At 62.6% G+C, this 17,561-nt stretch carries 13 protein-coding genes; 11 read left to right on the forward strand and 2 right to left on the reverse strand.

Going from position 1 to position 17,561, the window contains the following annotated elements; translation table 11 throughout:
* The first annotated feature begins 2 nt into the window (after nucleotides 1-2).
* Together J4E53_RS19020 and J4E53_RS19025 are read left to right on the forward strand one after the other, a co-directional pair.
* A complete protein-coding gene (locus J4E53_RS19020) occupies nucleotides 3-1,121 on the forward strand; it encodes a gamma-butyrobetaine dioxygenase (RefSeq protein WP_207268172.1) in 1,119 nt (372 codons plus the stop codon).
* Nucleotides 1,122-1,503: 382 nt separating this feature from the next.
* The gene (locus tag J4E53_RS19025) at nucleotides 1,504-1,767 is read left to right on the forward strand and encodes a hypothetical protein (protein ID WP_060740273.1); all 264 of its coding nucleotides are present in this window, start codon (nucleotides 1,504-1,506) and stop codon (nucleotides 1,765-1,767) included.
* A 118-nt stretch (nucleotides 1,768-1,885) separates the two neighbouring features.
* Here the strand turns inward: J4E53_RS19025 and J4E53_RS19030 are convergent, their stop codons facing one another.
* Nucleotides 1,886-2,989, reverse strand: coding sequence for a GlxA family transcriptional regulator (locus tag J4E53_RS19030; RefSeq protein ID WP_060740272.1), 1,104 nt, complete (start codon nucleotides 2,987-2,989; stop codon nucleotides 1,886-1,888).
* A 584-nt stretch (nucleotides 2,990-3,573) separates the two neighbouring features.
* Complete coding sequence (locus J4E53_RS19035; RefSeq protein ID WP_103309616.1) at nucleotides 3,574-4,950, reverse strand: L-serine ammonia-lyase; 1,377 nt, start codon at nucleotides 4,948-4,950, stop codon at nucleotides 3,574-3,576.
* A 425-nt stretch (nucleotides 4,951-5,375) separates the two neighbouring features.
* Between J4E53_RS19035 and J4E53_RS19040 the strand changes: the two genes are divergently transcribed.
* The 9 genes from J4E53_RS19040 (at nucleotide 5,376) to mdtD (ending at nucleotide 17,436) form a co-directional block, all read left to right on the forward strand.
* Nucleotides 5,376-6,323, forward strand: a complete 948-nt coding sequence (locus tag J4E53_RS19040; RefSeq protein WP_060740270.1) for a choline ABC transporter substrate-binding protein — start codon at nucleotides 5,376-5,378, stop codon at nucleotides 6,321-6,323.
* 71 nt (nucleotides 6,324-6,394) lie between these two features.
* Nucleotides 6,395-7,240, forward strand: coding sequence for a choline ABC transporter permease subunit (choW, locus tag J4E53_RS19045; RefSeq protein WP_060740269.1), 846 nt, complete (start codon nucleotides 6,395-6,397; stop codon nucleotides 7,238-7,240).
* Nucleotides 7,237-8,415, forward strand: a complete 1,179-nt coding sequence (choV, locus tag J4E53_RS19050; RefSeq protein WP_060740268.1) for a choline ABC transporter ATP-binding protein — start codon at nucleotides 7,237-7,239, stop codon at nucleotides 8,413-8,415. The genes choW and choV overlap by 4 nt, the downstream gene beginning before the upstream one ends.
* 310 nt (nucleotides 8,416-8,725) lie before the next feature.
* On the forward strand, nucleotides 8,726-9,346 hold the full coding sequence (betI, locus tag J4E53_RS19055; protein WP_060740267.1) for a transcriptional regulator BetI: 621 nt from the start codon (nucleotides 8,726-8,728) through the stop codon (nucleotides 9,344-9,346).
* A 79-nt stretch (nucleotides 9,347-9,425) separates the two neighbouring features.
* Entirely contained in the window at nucleotides 9,426-10,898 is a 1,473-nt protein-coding gene (gene betB / locus J4E53_RS19060; RefSeq protein WP_103309617.1) for a betaine-aldehyde dehydrogenase, read from the forward strand.
* A gap of 147 nt (nucleotides 10,899-11,045) precedes the next feature.
* Entirely contained in the window at nucleotides 11,046-12,749 is a 1,704-nt protein-coding gene (gene betA / locus J4E53_RS19065) for a choline dehydrogenase (RefSeq protein WP_103309619.1), read from the forward strand.
* A 370-nt stretch (nucleotides 12,750-13,119) separates the two neighbouring features.
* A complete protein-coding gene (locus J4E53_RS19070) occupies nucleotides 13,120-14,562 on the forward strand; it encodes a TldD/PmbA family protein (protein WP_103309621.1) in 1,443 nt (480 codons plus the stop codon).
* The gene (locus J4E53_RS19075; RefSeq protein WP_060740263.1) at nucleotides 14,562-15,899 is read left to right on the forward strand and encodes a TldD/PmbA family protein; all 1,338 of its coding nucleotides are present in this window, start codon (nucleotides 14,562-14,564) and stop codon (nucleotides 15,897-15,899) included. Before J4E53_RS19070 ends, J4E53_RS19075 begins: the two co-directional genes overlap by 1 nt.
* 70 nt (nucleotides 15,900-15,969) lie before the next feature.
* On the forward strand, nucleotides 15,970-17,436 hold the full coding sequence (gene mdtD, locus J4E53_RS19080; RefSeq protein WP_109791138.1) for a multidrug transporter subunit MdtD: 1,467 nt from the start codon (nucleotides 15,970-15,972) through the stop codon (nucleotides 17,434-17,436).
* The last annotated feature ends 125 nt before the right edge of the window (nucleotides 17,437-17,561 follow it).

A 17,561-nucleotide genomic window follows, 5' to 3' on the forward strand; every position in this document is an offset into this window, starting at 1 on the left:
TGATCTTCGCGTTGACCGCCGCAACCCCCTTGGCCGACCGGGTGCAAGTCACATGGGCCGATGGCCGGACCAGCCCCTTTCATCACCCATGGTTACGGGACAACTGCCCTTGCCCCCAATGCGTCTACAGCGTCACCCGCGAGCAGGTGCTGGAAATCGTCGATGTCGCTGAGGACATGGCCCCCGGCGCGATTCGCCTCGACGACGAAGGCTGCCTATGCGTGGACTGGCAGGACGGCCACCAGAGCCGTTTTGACCCGGGCTGGTTGCGCGCCCACGCCTACGACGATCAATCCCGGGCCGAACGCCTGGCGAACAAGCCCCAACGCCAGCTATGGCGGCACGACCTGCCACTGCCGGTGTTCGATTATCCGGCGCTGATGGACGATACCGACGCGCTGCTGCAATGGTTGCTGGCGCTGCGCGACATCGGCTTGACCCAAGTAAGCGGCGTGCCCACCGAACCCGGTTCGCTGAAACGGGTGGCCCAACGCATCGCCTTCATCCGCGAGAGCAACTTCGGCGTGCTGTTCAACGTGCAGTCCAAGGCCGATGCCGACAGCAACGCCTACACCGCTTTCAACCTGCCACTGCACACCGACCTGCCGACCCGGGAGTTGCAGCCGGGGCTGCAGTTCTTGCATTGCCTGGTGAATGACGCCGACGGTGGCGAGAGCATTTTTGTCGACGGTTTTGCCATTGCCGAAGCCCTGCGCCGGGAAGACCCCGAGGCCTTCGACGCCCTGTGCCGGATTCCGGTGGAATTTCGCAACAAGGACCGCCGCAGCGACTATCGCTGCCTGGCGCCGATCATCGCCCTGGATGCCCTCGGACAGGTCTCGGAAATCCGCATGGCGAACTTCCTGCGCGGGCCGTTCGACACCTCGGTCGAGCAGATGCCCAAACTTTACCGTGCCTACCGCCGCTTCATCGCCCTGACCCGCGAGCCACACTTTCGCTTGGTGCAGCGCCTCGAACCGGGCCAGCTCTGGTGCTTCGACAACCGCCGCACGCTCCATGCCCGCAACGCCTTCGACCCGGCTTCCGGCGCGCGGCATTTCCAGGGGTGCTATGTGGATCGGGATGAATTGTTGTCGCGGATTCTGGTGTTGCAGAGGTAGACCGCGTCATCGTTCATCGCGAGCAAGCTCGCTCCCACATTAGGTTTCGTGAACGACACAACCCCCAGTGGGAGCGAGCTTGCTCGCGATAGCGTCCTGACGAACAACCCATCACTCCCTGATTGTCACAGACAAAAAAATCCCCGATCAAGCCGTGACAGGATCGGGGCAGGTTGCGTTACTGGAGGAGCTGTCGCGCGAGGGTGACCAAACCATCGTGATTCAGCTTGGGGCCAGTGTGCCCAGTCCAGGCCTGGGCAAGTTAACCGAAAACGACGCCTCCATAGTCATTCGTGACATTGCGACCATTTGCCCTTGCCGCCGCTTCGGGTGGCTACCAGAATCGAGACACGACCCCAATCCCTGAACAAGGAAAAGCGTCATGATGCACGCCGATTTGATCGACCAGGAAGACCTGCTGGGCCATCTCAAGGCCCTGGGACTGCAGATACCCAGTGGCTCCACCGCCGAGCAGGCCTGCGAGTGCGCTGTGCGGGGCTTGGACCAGGCCCGCGCCAATGAACTGCGGCGGATGGTCAAGGACATGTACACCAGCAGCGCCACCATCCTGCCGGCCGTGCGCCAGGCAATCGACAAGCAGCTGTTGCCGGCGCTGATGAATTACCAGCAAAACCACAGCGCCTGATAAAACCAATCGCGAGCAAGCTCGCTCCCACAGTGATCCCTGGTGTGCACACTTTCTATTGCACCCAGCCGATCGCCCTGTGGGAGCGAGCTTGCTCGCGATGAAGGCGCTAGAGGTTTTAGAGCCTCACACTGGCAAACGTCGATTCATTACGCGCCTGGCTCAGCGCCGACAGCGGCCCGGACAATGGCGACAGCACCAACGCCTGCGGCAGCGGCATCATCGCCACCTGTTGCGTGGTGTTGGAACCGACGCGCTCGTCCCGCGGTGGAATGCCGAAGTATTCGCGGTAGCACTTGGAGAAGTGCGGGGTGGAAACGAAGCCGCACACCGAGGCTACCTCGATGATCGACATCGGCGTCTGCTTGAGCAGTTGCCGCGCACGAATGAGCCGCAGCTTGAGGTAGTAGCGCGACGGTGAGCAGTGCAGATACTTCTGGAACAACCGCTCCAGCTGACGCCGGGACACGGCGACGTACACCGCCAGTTCGTCCAGGTCGATCGGCTCTTCGAGGTTGGCTTCCATCAACGCCACGATTTCCTGCAACTTCGGCTGGTTGGTGCCAAGCATGTGCTTGAGCGGCACACGCTGGTGATCCTGCTCGTTGCGGATACGCTCGTAGACAAACATTTCAGAGATCGCCGCCGACAGCTCGCGACCGTGATCGCGACTGATCAGGTGCAGCATCATGTCCAGCGGCGCGGTGCCACCGGAGCTGGTGAAGCGGTTGCGGTCGAGGGTGAACAGGCGGGTGCTCATCGACACCCGCGGGAATGCTTCCTGCATCGCTGCCAGGCATTCCCAGTGCACGCTGCAATCGAAACCATCCAACAGGCCGGCGCAGGCCAGGGCCCAGCTGCCGGTGCAGACCGCGCCGAGGCGACGGGACTGGCGGGCCTGGCTCTGCAACCACGACACGTGTTCACGGGTCACGGTGCGCTGGATGCCAATGCCACCACAGACGATGACGGTGTCCAGGGGCGGCGCTTTATGCATGGAGGCGTCGGGGGTGATCTGCAAACCGTCGCTGGCCCAGACCTGGCCACCATCGACCGTGAGGGTGGTCCAGCGATACAGCTCGCGACCGGACAGCTGGTTGGCCATGCGCAGCGGTTCCACCGCGGACGCCAGGGAAATCAGCGTGAAATTGTCCAGCAGCAAAAAGCCGATGGATTGAGGCGCACGGTTCTGGGGTTGGGCCCCGGAGTTGGACGTCGTCATCGCGGTATCTCCTCACACAAAGCGGGTGATGGCCTCAGGCGGAGGCTCTTGTTATTGCCACGTTCTCTTGCGCGAGACAGGGCTTTATCGGGATAGAGCAATTGCCATGCCTAAAATTGAATGTGTGTTCAATAAATCCTGAAAACGACATCGCGGCCTGTCTATATAAGGCGTGCATCGCGTCCGGGTTTTAGGTGCCATCAATGGCGGCAGGTACCGATCACAGAAGGCTGTGAGCAGTTCGGTAGCACTTGTGGGAACTGGGCTGCGCGGCTAGCGCAAGGAGTAGCACCACAGGTGCGGGTGACGGACGGTCGAGCGCGATTGAGCGGCTGGCTCGACAACGGGGGTCTTGTCTGTTTGCGACGCGCTAAAAGGTGGCGTGTTTCAGGATGGATGTGCATTTTGTGAGCGATTTTAAGAACAACCCGTGGCGAGGGAGCTTGCTCCCGCTCGACCGCGCAGCGGTCGCAAATCCTATTTACGCGATAACGGTGAAACACCGCGAGATCAGGCCTTGGGGTTGCTTCGCAACCCAGCGGGAGCAAGCTCCCTCGCCACAGAGAGCCCCGGCAATGCGTGCTTCAGCACTCCACCGCACTGACCGCCAAGCCGCCGCGCGAGGTCTCTTTATATTTGTCATGCATGTCGGCACCGGTATCACGCATGGTGCGGATCACCCGGTCCAGGGAGATGAAATGCTGGCCATCCCCGCGCAGGGCCATTTGTGCGGCGTTGATGGCCTTGACCGCGGCGATCGCGTTGCGCTCGATGCACGGCACCTGCACCAGGCCGCCCACCGGGTCGCAGGTCAGGCCGAGGTTGTGTTCCAGGCCGATTTCCGCCGCGTTGCACAGTTGCTCCGGCGTGGCCCCGAGGATTTCCGCCAGGCCCGCCGCCGCCATGGCGCAGGCCGATCCCACCTCGCCCTGGCAACCGACTTCGGCGCCGGAGATCGATGCGTTCTTTTTGCACAGGATCCCGATGGCCGCCGCAGCGAGGAAATAATCCACGACGTTGGCGTCGGTGACCGCTTCGCTGAATTTCATGAAGTAGTGCAGCACCGCCGGGATGATCCCCGCCGCACCGTTGGTCGGTGCCGTGACCATACGCCCGCCGGCCGCGTTCTCTTCGTTGACCGCCAGGGCGAACAGGTTGACCCACTCCATGGCGCTGAGGGTCGAGCCGATGACATTGGGCTTGTTCAACTCTTGCAGGCTGCGGTGCAACTTGGCCGCCCGCCGACGCACATTCAAACCGCCCGGCAGGATGCCTTCGTGCTTGAGGCCCTGCTCGACGCAATCCTGCATGGCCCGCCACAGTTTCATCAGGCCACTGCGGATCTCTTCTTCGGACCGCCAGACCTTTTCGTTGGCCAGCATCAACTCGGCTACCCGCAAGTTGTGGGTACGGCACAGCTCAAGCAACTCTTCGGCACTGGAGAAATCGTAAGGCAGCTCAGTGCTGTCCAGATCCACCACGCCGCTGGAGGCCTGGGCCTGATCGACGACAAAACCACCGCCCACCGAGTAATAAGTGTCACGGTGCAGCTCGCCGTCGGCGCCCTCGGCCACCAGCGTCATCGCGTTGGGATGGAACGGCAGGTTCTCGTCGATCAGGCGCATGTCCCGGGACCACACGAACGGCACCGGCACGCGACCGTCGAGCAGCAGGGTCTGGGTTTCACGCAGCAGCTCGATGCGCGGGCCGATCTGCGACGGGTCGATTGCGTCCGGCCACTCCCCCATCAGGCCCATGATCACGGCGTTGTCGCTGCCGTGGCCGATGCCGGTGGCCGACAGCGAACCGAACAATTGCACCTCGACCCGGCGCACATCATTGAGCAGGGCCTTTGCCTTCAGCGCTTCAACGAACAGCGCCGCGGCACGCATGGGGCCCACGGTGTGGGAACTGGACGGGCCGATACCGATTTTGAACAAGTCGAAAACGCTGATTGCCATTGCCGATAACCTCCAGAACAGGCACATCCGGGCGCAGGAGCGTCCGGTGACGGAGCTGCTACGCTCAACGCCGGGATGGCCGCATCATCCGGTTTTTGCCTGGGCGCCCGACGTCTGACACCGACGCAATCATGCCCACCAGCGCCGCCCGTCCCTGACCCCGTTTCTGCGGCGTTTTTCTGCGTGTCAGAGGCCCGTCAGGGGCGGAAAAAATCTGTAAACGACGTCACCGACACTGGATGCGACCATCCCTGTACTGGATACGACCCACCCTGTAGGCGTCAGATTTGCACTGGTACATGATCGGTTACGGCTCGTTTGCAAGGCCGCGTGTCAGAGAGTGCCCACGCGCCACCAACCGCAACATCCAATTAAGCGTGGTTGTCCTGACCGGACACCGCCGATAAAACACCAGGAGTCCACCCATGAAAGGTTCCAAGCCGTTGTTGTTGGCCGCCATGCTGAGTCTTCCGATGCTGGCCAACGCTGCAGACCCCGAAAAGTGCAGCACCGTCAACTTCTCCGATGTCGGCTGGACCGACATTACCGTGACCACGGCGACCACCAGCGTGGTGCTGGACGCGCTGGGCTACAAGACCAAGACCACCATGATTTCCGTGCCGGTGACCTACAAGTCCCTGGCCGATGGCAAGAACATGGATGTATTCCTCGGCAACTGGATGCCGACCATGGAAAACGACATCAAGGCCTACCGCGAAGCCGGCACCGTGGAAACCGTGCGCACCAACCTCAAGGGCGCCAAGTACACCCTCGCCGTGCCCCAGGCCTTGTACGACAAAGGTCTGCATGACTTCGCCGACATCCCCAAATTCAAGAAAGAGCTGGACGGCAAGATCTACGGCATCGAACCGGGCAACGACGGCAACCGCCTGATCCAGAGCATGATCGAAAAGAACGCCTTCGGCCTGAAGGACGCCGGCTTCAAAGTCGTCGAATCGAGTGAAGCGGGCATGCTCTCGCAGGTCGACCGCGCCTCCAAGCGTGGCACCGACGTGGTGTTCCTCGGCTGGGCGCCACACCCGATGAACACGCGTTTCAAGATCCAGTACCTGACCGGCGGCGACGACTTCTTCGGCCCCGATTTCGGTGCCGCTACCGTGGCGACCAACACCCGCAAGGGCTACAGCCAGGAATGCAGCAACGTTGGACAACTGCTGAAAAACCTGGAGTTCACCGTCGACATGGAAAGCCAGCTGATGGGCAACGTGCTCGACGACAAGATGAAACCTGAGGCCGCCGCCAAGGCCTGGCTGAAGAAAAACCCACAGGTACTCGATACCTGGCTCGCTGGCGTGACCACCATTGACGGTAAACCTGGCCTGGAAGCCGTGAAAGCCAAACTTGCGCAATAACTGCTTATGTTATGCCGGGCGAGTTCGCTCGCCCGGGCTGTTTATTCCCTTGCATGCGGACGTTCACTACCATGCTTATTGATCAGAAAATACCCTTGGGCCAGTACATCGCGGGCTTTGTCGAATGGTTGACGCAAAACGGCGCCAGCACATTCGACGCAATCGCGCTGTTTCTGGAAACGATGATTCACGGCGTGACGTTTGCGCTGACCTGGTTCAACCCCCTGGCCCTGATCGGCCTCATCGCGCTATTGGCGCACTTCATCCAGCGCAAATGGGGCCTGACCGTATTCGTCATCGCGTCCTTCCTGCTGATTCTCAACCTGGGTTACTGGCAAGAAACCATGGAAACCCTGGCCCAGGTGCTGTTCGCGACCCTGGTCTGCGTGCTGATCGGCGTGCCGCTGGGCATTGTTGCCGCGCACAAGCCGATGTTCTACACAATGATGCGGCCGGTACTCGATCTGATGCAGACCGTACCGACCTTCGTCTACCTCATTCCTACCCTGACCCTTTTCGGTCTGGGTGTGGTCCCGGGCCTGATCTCCACGGTGGTGTTCGCGATTGCCGCGCCCATCCGCCTGACCTACCTGGGCATCCGCGACGTTCCGGACGAACTGATGGACGCCGGCAAAGCCTTCGGCTGCTCCCGCCGCCAACTCCTGTCGCGTATCGAACTGCCCCATGCGATGCCAAGCATCGCGGCCGGTATCACCCAGTGCATCATGCTGTCGTTGTCGATGGTGGTGATCGCCGCGCTGGTGGGTGCCGATGGCCTGGGCAAACCCGTGGTCAACGCACTGAACACCGCCGATATCGCCCTGGGCTTCGAAGCAGGCCTGGCGATCGTATTACTGGCGATCATGCTCGACCGAATCTGCAAACAACCCGACGCTAAAGTAGGGGGTGACGCATGAGCATCATTCGTTTCGAGGACGTCGATGTTATTTTCTCCAACCGTCCCAAGGCCGCGCTGGACCTGCTGGACAAGGGTTTTTCGCGCCCCGAGATCCTGCAGCAGACCGGCCTGATCGTCGGCGTGGAAAAAGCCAGCCTATCCATCGAGAAGGGTGAGATCTGCGTCTTGATGGGCCTTTCCGGCTCAGGCAAATCCAGCCTGCTGCGCTGCATCAACGGCTTGAACACCGTCAGTCGTGGCAAGTTGTTCGTCGAGCATGAAGGACGGCAGATCGACATCGCCTCCTGCTCCCCCGCCGAGCTGAAGATGATGCGCACCAAGCGCATCGCCATGGTGTTCCAGAAGTTCGCCCTGATGCCTTGGCTGACGGTGCGCGAGAACATCAGCTTCGGCCTGGAAATGCAGGGCCGTCCCGAGAAGGAACGGCGCAAGCTGGTGGATGAAAAACTCGAGCTGGTGGGCCTGACCCAATGGCGCAACAAGAAGCCCGACGAGCTGTCCGGCGGTATGCAGCAACGGGTCGGCCTGGCCCGCGCCCTGGCGATGGACGCCGACATCCTGCTGATGGACGAACCGTTTTCGGCCCTCGACCCGCTGATCCGCCAGGGTTTGCAGGACGAACTGTTGGAACTGCAACGCAAACTGCAAAAGACCATCGTGTTCGTCAGCCATGACCTGGACGAAGCCCTGAAACTGGGCACGCGGATCGCCATCATGAAAGACGGCAAGATCATCCAGTACAGCAAGCCGGAAGAGATCGTGCTGAACCCGGCGGACGACTATGTGCGCACCTTCGTCGCCCACACCAACCCACTCAACGTCCTGTGCGGTCGCAGCCTGATGCGCACCCTGGACAACTGCAAGCGCATCAACGGTTCGGTCTGCCTGGATCCGGGCGGCGACTCCTGGCTCGACCTGGCCGAAGGCAACACCATCAAGGGCGCCCGGCAGAACGGCGCGGTCCTGGATTTGCAAAACTGGGCACCGGGCCAATCGGTGGAAGAGCTGGGCCGGCGTCCGACCCTGGTGGACTCCAACATCGGCATGCGCGACGCGTTGCAGATCCGCTACCAGACCGGCAACAAACTGGTGCTCCACGATAACCAGAAAGTCGTCGGGATCCTGGGCGACAGCGAGCTGTACCACGCATTGCTCGGCAAGAACCTGGGCTGAGCCCACGCACACAAACGCCGCGAGATGATCGCGGCGTTTTTGTTTGTGCGGACATTCAGCCTTGCCACAACCGTTTGCTCGGCAACCGACCGACGAGTGTTATAAAGACATCCCGAAAAAGTCCTCGCCCCTGCGCGGCGGGTTTCCATGTGCCTTCAGGCGCCATTTACACATGGAATCCCGACAAACAGCGACGACTTGTCATAGAACTTTGTTTTTGTTGATTGAACGTTCAATCAAAACAAAATAGACTGGCCCTCGCCATGACGGACTGCACTCGTCCGCCTGCAGGCCTAAGGAGATGTGCTAGATGCCCAAGGTCGGTATGCAACCCATCCGCCGCCAACAATTGATCGAAGCCACGTTGCAAGCGGTCGATCAGGTCGGGATGGGGGACGCCAGCATTGCGCTGATCGCCCGTTTGGCCGGTGTCTCCAACGGCATCATCAGTCACTACTTTCAGGACAAGAACGGCCTGATCGCGGCCACGGCCCAGTACCTGATGACTGTCCTGAGCGAGAACGTCACCGCGCGCCGTCATGCGCTGGAGGATTCGAGCCCGCGGGCTCACCTCAAGGTGATCATCGAAGGCAACTTCGACGCCAGCCAGGTCAATGGCCCGGCAATGAAAACCTGGCTGGCCTTCTGGGCCACCAGCATGCACCACCCGTCTTTGCACAGGTTGCAGCGGATCAACGATCACCGTCTGTATTCCAACCTGTGCTGCCAGTTCCGCCGCCTGTTGCCCGTCGATCAGGCACGCAGCGCGGCACGGGGCCTGGCCGCGTTGATTGACGGTTTGTGGCTGCGCGGAGCGCTGTCGGGAGACGCGTTCGATACCGCCCAGGCGCACCAGATCGCTTACGAATACATGGATTTCCAACTGGCCAAGGCAGGGGCGCCAGAGCACACAGAACCGCTCGATTCCTGAACCCCCACCGCAGCGCGTAGTCAGCTATAAACGACACGCTCGGTGGCCAGCCAACCACTCATGCACTTGCGAGGACTTTATGGCCCGTTTCGAACTGCAAAAACTCTACATCGATGGCGCGTACAGCGATGCCAGCGGCGACGCCACTTTCGAAGCCATCAACCCGGCCAACGGTGAAGTACTCGCCCTGGTGCAGCGCGCAACGTTCGAGGACGTCGAGCGCGCCGTGGTCAGCGCCGAAAAGGGCCAGAAAGTCTGGGCGGCCATGACCGCCATGCAGCGTTCGCGCATCCTGCGCCGCGCCGTGGACATCCTGCGCGAGCGCAACGATGAACTGGCCGCCCTGGAAACCCTGGACACCGGCAAGGCCTACTCCGAAACCCGCTACGTCGACATCGTCACCGGCGCCGACGTGCTGGAATACTATGCCGGCCTGGTGCCCGCCATCGAAGGCGAGCAGATCCCGTTGCGCGACACGTCTTTCGTCTATACCCGCCGCGAGCCCCTGGGCGTAGTGGCCGGTATCGGCGCGTGGAACTACCCGATCCAGATCGCCCTGTGGAAATCCGCACCGGCCCTGGCGGCTGGCAACGCGATGATCTTCAAGCCGAGCGAAGTCACCTCGCTCACCACCTTGAAACTGGCCGAAATCTACACCGAAGCCGGGGTTCCGCCAGGCGTCTTCAACGTCCTGACCGGCAGCGGCCGTGAAGTCGGTACCTGGCTGACCGAGCACCCGCGCATCGAGAAAGTCTCCTTCACCGGCGGCACCGACACTGGCAAGAAAGTCATGGCCAGCGCTTCGAGCTCTTCGCTCAAGGAGGTGACCATGGAACTGGGTGGCAAGTCGCCGCTGATCATCTGCGACGATGCCGACCTGGATCGCGCTGCCGACACCGCGATGATGGCCAACTTCTACAGCTCCGGCCAGGTCTGCACCAACGGCACCCGCGTGTTCGTACCGAGCCACCTCAAGGCCGCCTTCGAAGCCAAGATCGCCGAGCGCGTGGCGCGCATTCGCGTTGGCAACCCAGAGGATGAAAACACCAATTTCGGCCCGCTGGTGAGCTTCGCCCACATGGAAAGCGTGCTGGGCTACATCGAGAAAGGCAAAGCCGAAGGCGCGCGCCTGCTGTGCGGCGGCGGTCGCCTGACTGAAGGCGAATTCGCCAAGGGCGCGTTCGTCGCTCCGACCGTGTTCACCGACTGCACCGATGAGATGACCATCGTGCGTGAAGAAATCTTCGGTCCGGTGATGAGCATCCTCACCTATGACACCGAAGAAGAAGTGATCCGCCGCGCCAACGACACCGACTTCGGCCTGGCCGCTGGCGTCGTGACCCGCGACCTGAACCGCGCCCACCGCATCATCCACCAGTTGGAAGCCGGTATCTGCTGGATCAACGCCTGGGGCGAGTCCGACGCCAAGATGCCGGTCGGCGGCTACAAGCAATCGGGGGTGGGCCGGGAGAACGGCATCAGTTCGCTGAACAACTTCACGCGAATCAAATCGGTACAGGTCGAACTGGGCGATTACGCGTCAGTGTTCTAAGCCGGCGTTGCCTCTGCGGCCGCCATCGCGAGCAAGCTCGCTCCCACAGGAGCTCCCATTCCAATGTGGGAGCGAGCTTGCTCGCGATTGAGTGCGAAGCACTCGCCAGGCCTGACCTGAACCCAATTCAAAAAGAGGGTGCATTTCATGTCCCAAGAATTCGATTACATCATCATCGGTGCCGGCTCGGCCGGTAACACCCTGGCCACCCGCCTGACCGAAGACGAGGGCGTCACCGTCCTGCTGCTCGAAGCCGGCGGCCCGGACTATCGCCTGGACTTTCGCACGCAAATGCCCGCCGCCCTGGCGTTCCCGCTGCAAGGCCGACGCTACAACTGGGCCTACGAGACCGACCCGGAGCCACACATGAACGGCCGCCGCATGGAATGCGGTCGCGGCAAGGGCCTGGGCGGTTCTTCGCTGATCAATGGCATGTGCTACATCCGCGGCAACGCCCTGGACTATGACAACTGGGCAAAACTGCCTGGCCTCGAGGACTGGACGTACCTGGACTGCCTGCCCTACTTCAGAAAAGCCGAGACCCGGGACATCGGCCCGAACGACTACCACGGCGGCGACGGCCCGGTCAGCGTGACCACCCCCAAGGCCGGCAACAACCCGTTGTTCCACGCCATGGTCGAAGCCGGCGTGCAGGCCGGTTACCCGCGTACCGAAGACCTCAATGGCTACCAGCAGGAAGGTTTCGGCCCGATGGACCGTACCGTCACGCCCAACGGTCGTCGGGCCAGCACCGCGCGCGGTTACCTGGACGTCGCCAAGAAGCGCTCGACCCTGACCATCGTCACCCACGCCCTGACCGACAAGATCATCTTCGAAGGCAAACGCGCGGTCGGCGTGCGTTACCTGGTGGGCGCGGCTGAAGAGCGCGTGGAAGCCCGGGCACGCAAGGAAGTGCTGCTGTGCTCCGGCGCCATCGCCTCGCCACAGATCCTGCAACGCTCCGGCGTCGGCCCGGCCCAATTGCTGGAAAGCCTCGACATCCCGGTGGTCCATGACCTGCCGGGGGTCGGTGAGAACCTGCAGGATCACCTGGAGCTGTACCTGCAATACGCCTGCACCCAACCGGTCTCGCTGTACCCGTCGCTGCTCTGGTACAACCAGCCGGCCATCGGTGCCGAATGGCTGTTCAACGGCACCGGTATCGGCGCCAGCAACCAGTTCGAAGCCGGCGGCTTCATCCGCACCCGTCCGGATTTCGATTGGCCGAACATCCAGTATCACTTCCTGCCGGTGGCGATTAACTACAACGGCAGCAACGGCGTGAAGGAACACGGTTTCCAGGCGCACATGGGCTCCATGCGCTCTCCAAGCCGCGGCCGGATCCAGGCCAAATCCAAGGATCCGCGCCAGCACCCGAGCATCCTGTTCAACTACATGGCGACCGAGCAGGACTGGCAGGAGTTTCGCGACGGCATCCGCCTGACCCGCGAGATCATGCAGCAACCGGCGCTCGACCCGTTCCGGGGGCGCGAGATCAGCCCGGGCATCGAGGTGCAGACGGACGCGCAACTGGACCAGTTCATCCGCGAGCACGCCGAAACCGCGTTCCACCCGTCCTGCTCGTGCAAGATGGGCACCGACGACATGGCCGTGGTGGATGGCGAAGGCCGCGTGCATGGCATGCAAGGGCTGCGCGTGGTGGATGCCTCGATCATGCCGATCATCACCACCGGCAACCTGAACGCGCCGACGATCATGATCGCCGAGAAAATCGCCGACAAGATCCGCGGCCGCAAGCCCCTGCCACGCAGCACCGCCCCGTACTACGTGGCCGGCGAAGCGCCGGTGCGTGGCAAGCCACTGCGCGAAGTGGGGCCAATGGCTCAGTAAGGCTCAGGACCGCCATCGCGAGCAAGCTCGCTCCCACAGGGATCTGCAGCGAACGCACATTTTGTGACCATTGAAGATCCCCCTGTGGGAGCGAGCTTGCTCGCGAAAGCGGTGGGTCAGCGTGCATCCATGTCGGATGTACCGCCGTCTTCGCGGGCAAGCCCGCTCCCACAAAGGGCACGATGGCCGGCACGGATTCCGTGGTCGCCGAAGATCCAATGTGGGAGCGAGCTTGCTCGCGAAAGCGTCCGCCCTGACAACCTCAGTATTCCCTTCTACCTTGATCCCACCCCCACCCCAGGCCTAATCTAGAGCCGCCGCGTCAAATCACCGCAATGCGCCGCACCCTCGCTCCAGACAAGGAGGTTCCATGTTCGACTTCCACCCCCGGCTCAAGGAGCGTTTCGCTGCCTTGCGCACGGGCGCTGAATTCTTTTCCCTGCGTTACGTGCGCGAATCCGGCCAGCATTTGTCGGTGCGCAAGAACGTCGCCGAACCGCCCAGCCTGAACCGTGATGAAGGTGCGATGCTCACCGCGCGGGTCAACGGTGTCGAGGCGTATGCCGCCACCAACGACCTGTCCCAGGCCGGTCTGCAAGCGGCACTGGAACGTGCCGAACAACATGCTCGCCAGCTCAAGCCCCATGCCTTGCTCGACCTGCGCGAACAAGCCGTGTCCAGTGACCGCGCCGATTACTTCTCGCCGCATTTCGACCAGGCCTTCCCACCCCTGAGCGACTGCTACCAGTTGCTCGGCGACGAATCGGCTGCGGTGCCCCAGGACGAGCGCCTGGTGAACTGGCAGGCCAGCATCGGCCTGACCCAGGTCGAGCAGATCTACCTCAACAGTGCCGGCGCTGAACTGCGCCAGGCCCAACGCTTCATCTACCCGGCCCTGGAAGTCACCGCCTTCGACGGCCACGACAGCCAGACCCGCACCCTGGGCCGGGAAAACTTCGGCCAGCAGGGCGGCTTCGATGTGATCAGCCGCTGCGGCCTGATCGGGGCCGGGCCGAAAATCGCCGACCAGGCCCTGCAGTTGCTGATGGCGCCGAACACGCCGCAAGGCCCCCGCGACCTGCTGCTGATGCCCGACCAGATGATGTTGCAGATCCACGAGTCCATCGGCCATCCGCTGGAACTGGACCGCATCCTGGGGGACGAGCGCAATTACGCCGGCACCAGCTTCGTCAAGGCCAGCGATTTCGGCCACCTGCAATACGGCTCCCGCCTGCTGAACGTGACCTTCGACCCGAACATTCCCGAAGAACTGGCCAGCTACAGCCACGATGACGACGGCAGCGCCGCCAGCAAACAGTTCCTGATTCGCGAAGGCCTGTTGCTGCGTCCACTGGGCGGTGCGCTGTCGCAGTTCCGCGCCGGCCTCGACGGTGTCGCCAACAGCCGCGCTTGCGGCTGGAATCGGCCACCCATTGACCGCATGGCGAACCTGAACATCGAACCCGGCGACCAGTCCCTGGCGCAATTGATCCAGGGCACCGAACGGGGCGTGCTGATGCGCACCAACCGCTCCTGGTCCATCGATGACGCCCGCAACAAATTCCAGTTCGGCTGCGAGTGGGGCCAGTTGATCGAGAACGGCGAGCTCAAGGGCGTGGTGAAGAACCCCAACTACCGGGGCATTTCCGCGCAGTTCTGGAAGAGCCTGCGCGCGGTGGGCGATGCCAGCACCCTCCAGGTCCTGGGCACGCCGAACTGTGGCAAGGGCGAACCGAACCAGGTCATCCGCGTCGGCCATGCGTCGCCAGCCTGCGTGTTCAGCAACGTTGATGTGTTTGGGGGGGATGCCTGATGAGCACTTTCAACAATCAGGCCGAGGCATTCAAGGCGTTGGTCGACTGGCTGCGCGATACGTTGCATGAATCCGAACAGTTCACCCTCGGCTACGCCGCCGAGTCTTCGGCCTTCGTCCGTTTCAACCATGGCAAGGTCCGCCAGGCCGGCCAGGTGCAGCAAGCCAATGTCAGTTTCAAACTGATCGACGACGGGCGCCACGCCGATTTGCAGATCACCTTGTCCGGCGAAGCCGAGACGGACTTGCAACGCCTGGCCGAAGGCCTGCAACAACTGCGCGAAACCTTGCCGTTGCTGCCCCGCGATCCGTACCTGCTGCTCAACCCCGACCACTGGCAGAGCAACAATGTGCAAGCCCATCCATTGCCCGAGACGGAACAGGCCATTACCGAAATCACCCGCGCCGCCGAAGGCCTGGACCTGGTGGGGTTCTACGCCGCCGGGCCCATCAGCCGTGGTTTCGCCAGCTCTTCGGGGGCGTTCGGCTGGCATCAGGCCAACAGCTTCAACTTCGATTTCAGCCTGTTCCATGACAACGGCCAGGCGGTGAAAGCCAGCTACGCCGGACATGAATGGAGCAGCGACGGATTTGCCCGGCGCTTCGAACAGGCCCGCGAGCAACTGGAATTCCTCGGCCGCCCGCTGCGCACGTTGCCGCCCGGCGAATATCGCGCCTACCTGGCGCCGGCCGCTCTGGAAGAGATCATGGGCATGCTCAGTTGGGGCGGGTTCTCGGCCGGTGCAATCGCCAGCAAGCAAAGCCCGCTGCAGAAGTTCTACGCTGGCGAAGCCCACTTCAGCCCCAACGTGTGGCTGACGGAGCAGGTCAGCGGCTCCTTGAGCCCGGCATTTTCCGACGAAGGTTATCCCCGCGATGACTTGGGGCTGATCGCCAAGGGCACGGCCAATGCGCGACTGGTCAACTCCCGCAGCGCCGCCGAATATGACCTCGCGGCCAACGGCGCCAGCAGCAGCGAATACCCTACGGCGCTGGACATGCGGGGCGGACAACTGGAGCAAAGACACATCCTCGAAGAACTCGGCACCGGGCTGTACATCAGCAACCTCTGGTACCTGAACTACTCGGACCAACCGGCGGCGCGCCTGACCGGCATGACCCGCTTCGCCACGTTCTGGGTCGAGAATGGCCAGATCGTCGCGCCGGTCAGCACCATGCGTTTCGACGACAGTGTCTACAGCCTGCTCGGCTCACAACTGGAAAGCCTGACCCAAGAGCGGGAACTGCTGCTCTCGGCCAGCACCTACAGCCAGCGAGCCACGGCCTCGATGTTGTTGCCGGGGGCGCTGGTGAAGCGGTTGACCTTGACGCTGTAACAAAGCATCGCGGGCAAGCCTTGCTCCCACAGGATGTGCGCCGTACATGTGGGAGCAAGGCTTGCCCGCGATGAAGCCAACAGACACCCGAACACAAACAAGAGGTCCCATGCCCAACCGCGCACCGCTCGACGCCGTCACCGCCCGCTGGCTTCCGTGGGTGGTGGCGATCGCCTTCTTCATGCAGTCCCTGGACGGGACCATCCTCAACACCGCCCTGCCCGCCATGGCCAGCGACCTGGCGGAAAACCCGCTGCGCATGCAAGGCGTGATCATCGCCTACATGCTCACCGTGGCGTTGCTGATCCCGGCCTCGGGCTGGATCGCCGACCGCTTCGGCACCAAGAAGATCTTCTTCGGGGCGATCCTGCTGTTCAGCTTCGGCTCGCTGCTGTGCGCCCTGTCCAATTCGTTGAGCATGCTGATCGGCGCCCGGGTCATCCAGGGCCTGGGCGGTGCGCTGATGCTGCCGGTGGGCAGGCTGGTGGTGCTGCGGGCTTATCCGCGCTCGGAACTGGTGCGGATCATGGGCTTCATCACCATCCCCGGCCTGCTCGGTCCACTGATCGGGCCGACCATGGGCGGCTGGATGGTCGAGTACCTGACCTGGCACTGGATCTTCATCATCAACCTGCCGGTGGGGGTGATCGGCTGTTACGCGGTGTGGAAATTCATCCCTGACCTGCGCGGCAGCGAGCGCACTCGGTTCGATGGCCTGGGGTTCCTGCTGTTCGGCGCGGCGATGGTGCTGATCACCGTCGCCATGGAGGGCCTGGGCGAACTGCACCTGCCGCACCTGCGGGTGATGCTGTTGCTGTTCGGCGGCATGGCCTGCCTGGCGGCCTATTGGCTGCGGGCCGGGCATGTCGAGAACGCGCTGTTCCCGCCGTCATTGTTCAAGACCCGCACCTTCGCGGTGGGCATCCTCGGCAACCTGTTCGCGCGCCTGGGCAGCGGCGCCTTGCCGTTCCTGGTGCCGTTGCTGCTGCAAGTCGCCCTCGGCTATTCACCGTCCCAGGCCGGCATGAGCATGCTGCCCCTGGCGGCAGCGGCCATGGTCGCCAAGTCCGTGGCCCGACCGCTGATCGAACGCCTGGGCTATCGCATCGTCCTGACCGGCAATACCGTGGCCCTGGGCGTGATGCTGGCGAGCATGGGCCTGGTCAGCGAACAGACGCCGTACTGGCTGCTGCTGGCGCAACTGGCGGTGCTGGGGGCGATCAACTCGCTGCAATTCACCGCGATGAACACCGTGACCCTGATCGACCTGGACGACGCCAGCGCCAGCAGCGGCAACAGCCTGTTGTCGGTGGTGGCGCAACTGTCCCTGAGCCTCGGCGTGGCCTGCGCCGGCGCCCTGCTCGGCGGCTTTACCGCCCAGGTGGGCAACGACGGGGTGGAGACGGTGCTGGGCGCGTTCCAGCTGACCTTCGTGACGGTGGGGATCATGGCGATGCTGGCGGCGACGATTTTTTCCCAGTTGTCCAAGCAGGATGGACGGCGGCAGAAGCGTCCCGATGAGCATATCGAGCACTGAAAGGCTGGCTGAACATTGGAGGGAGCGATTGAGAAGCCAGACCCGGCAACCCTGTGATGGAGTTGTGGGAGCAAAGCTTGCTCGCGATAAGGAGCACGCGGTGCCTTGAATAACCGAGGTGCCTG

Source organism: Pseudomonas sp. FW305-28, assembly GCF_017351395.1.
Classification (GTDB): Bacteria; Pseudomonadota; Gammaproteobacteria; order Pseudomonadales; family Pseudomonadaceae; genus Aquipseudomonas; species Aquipseudomonas fluorescens_AA.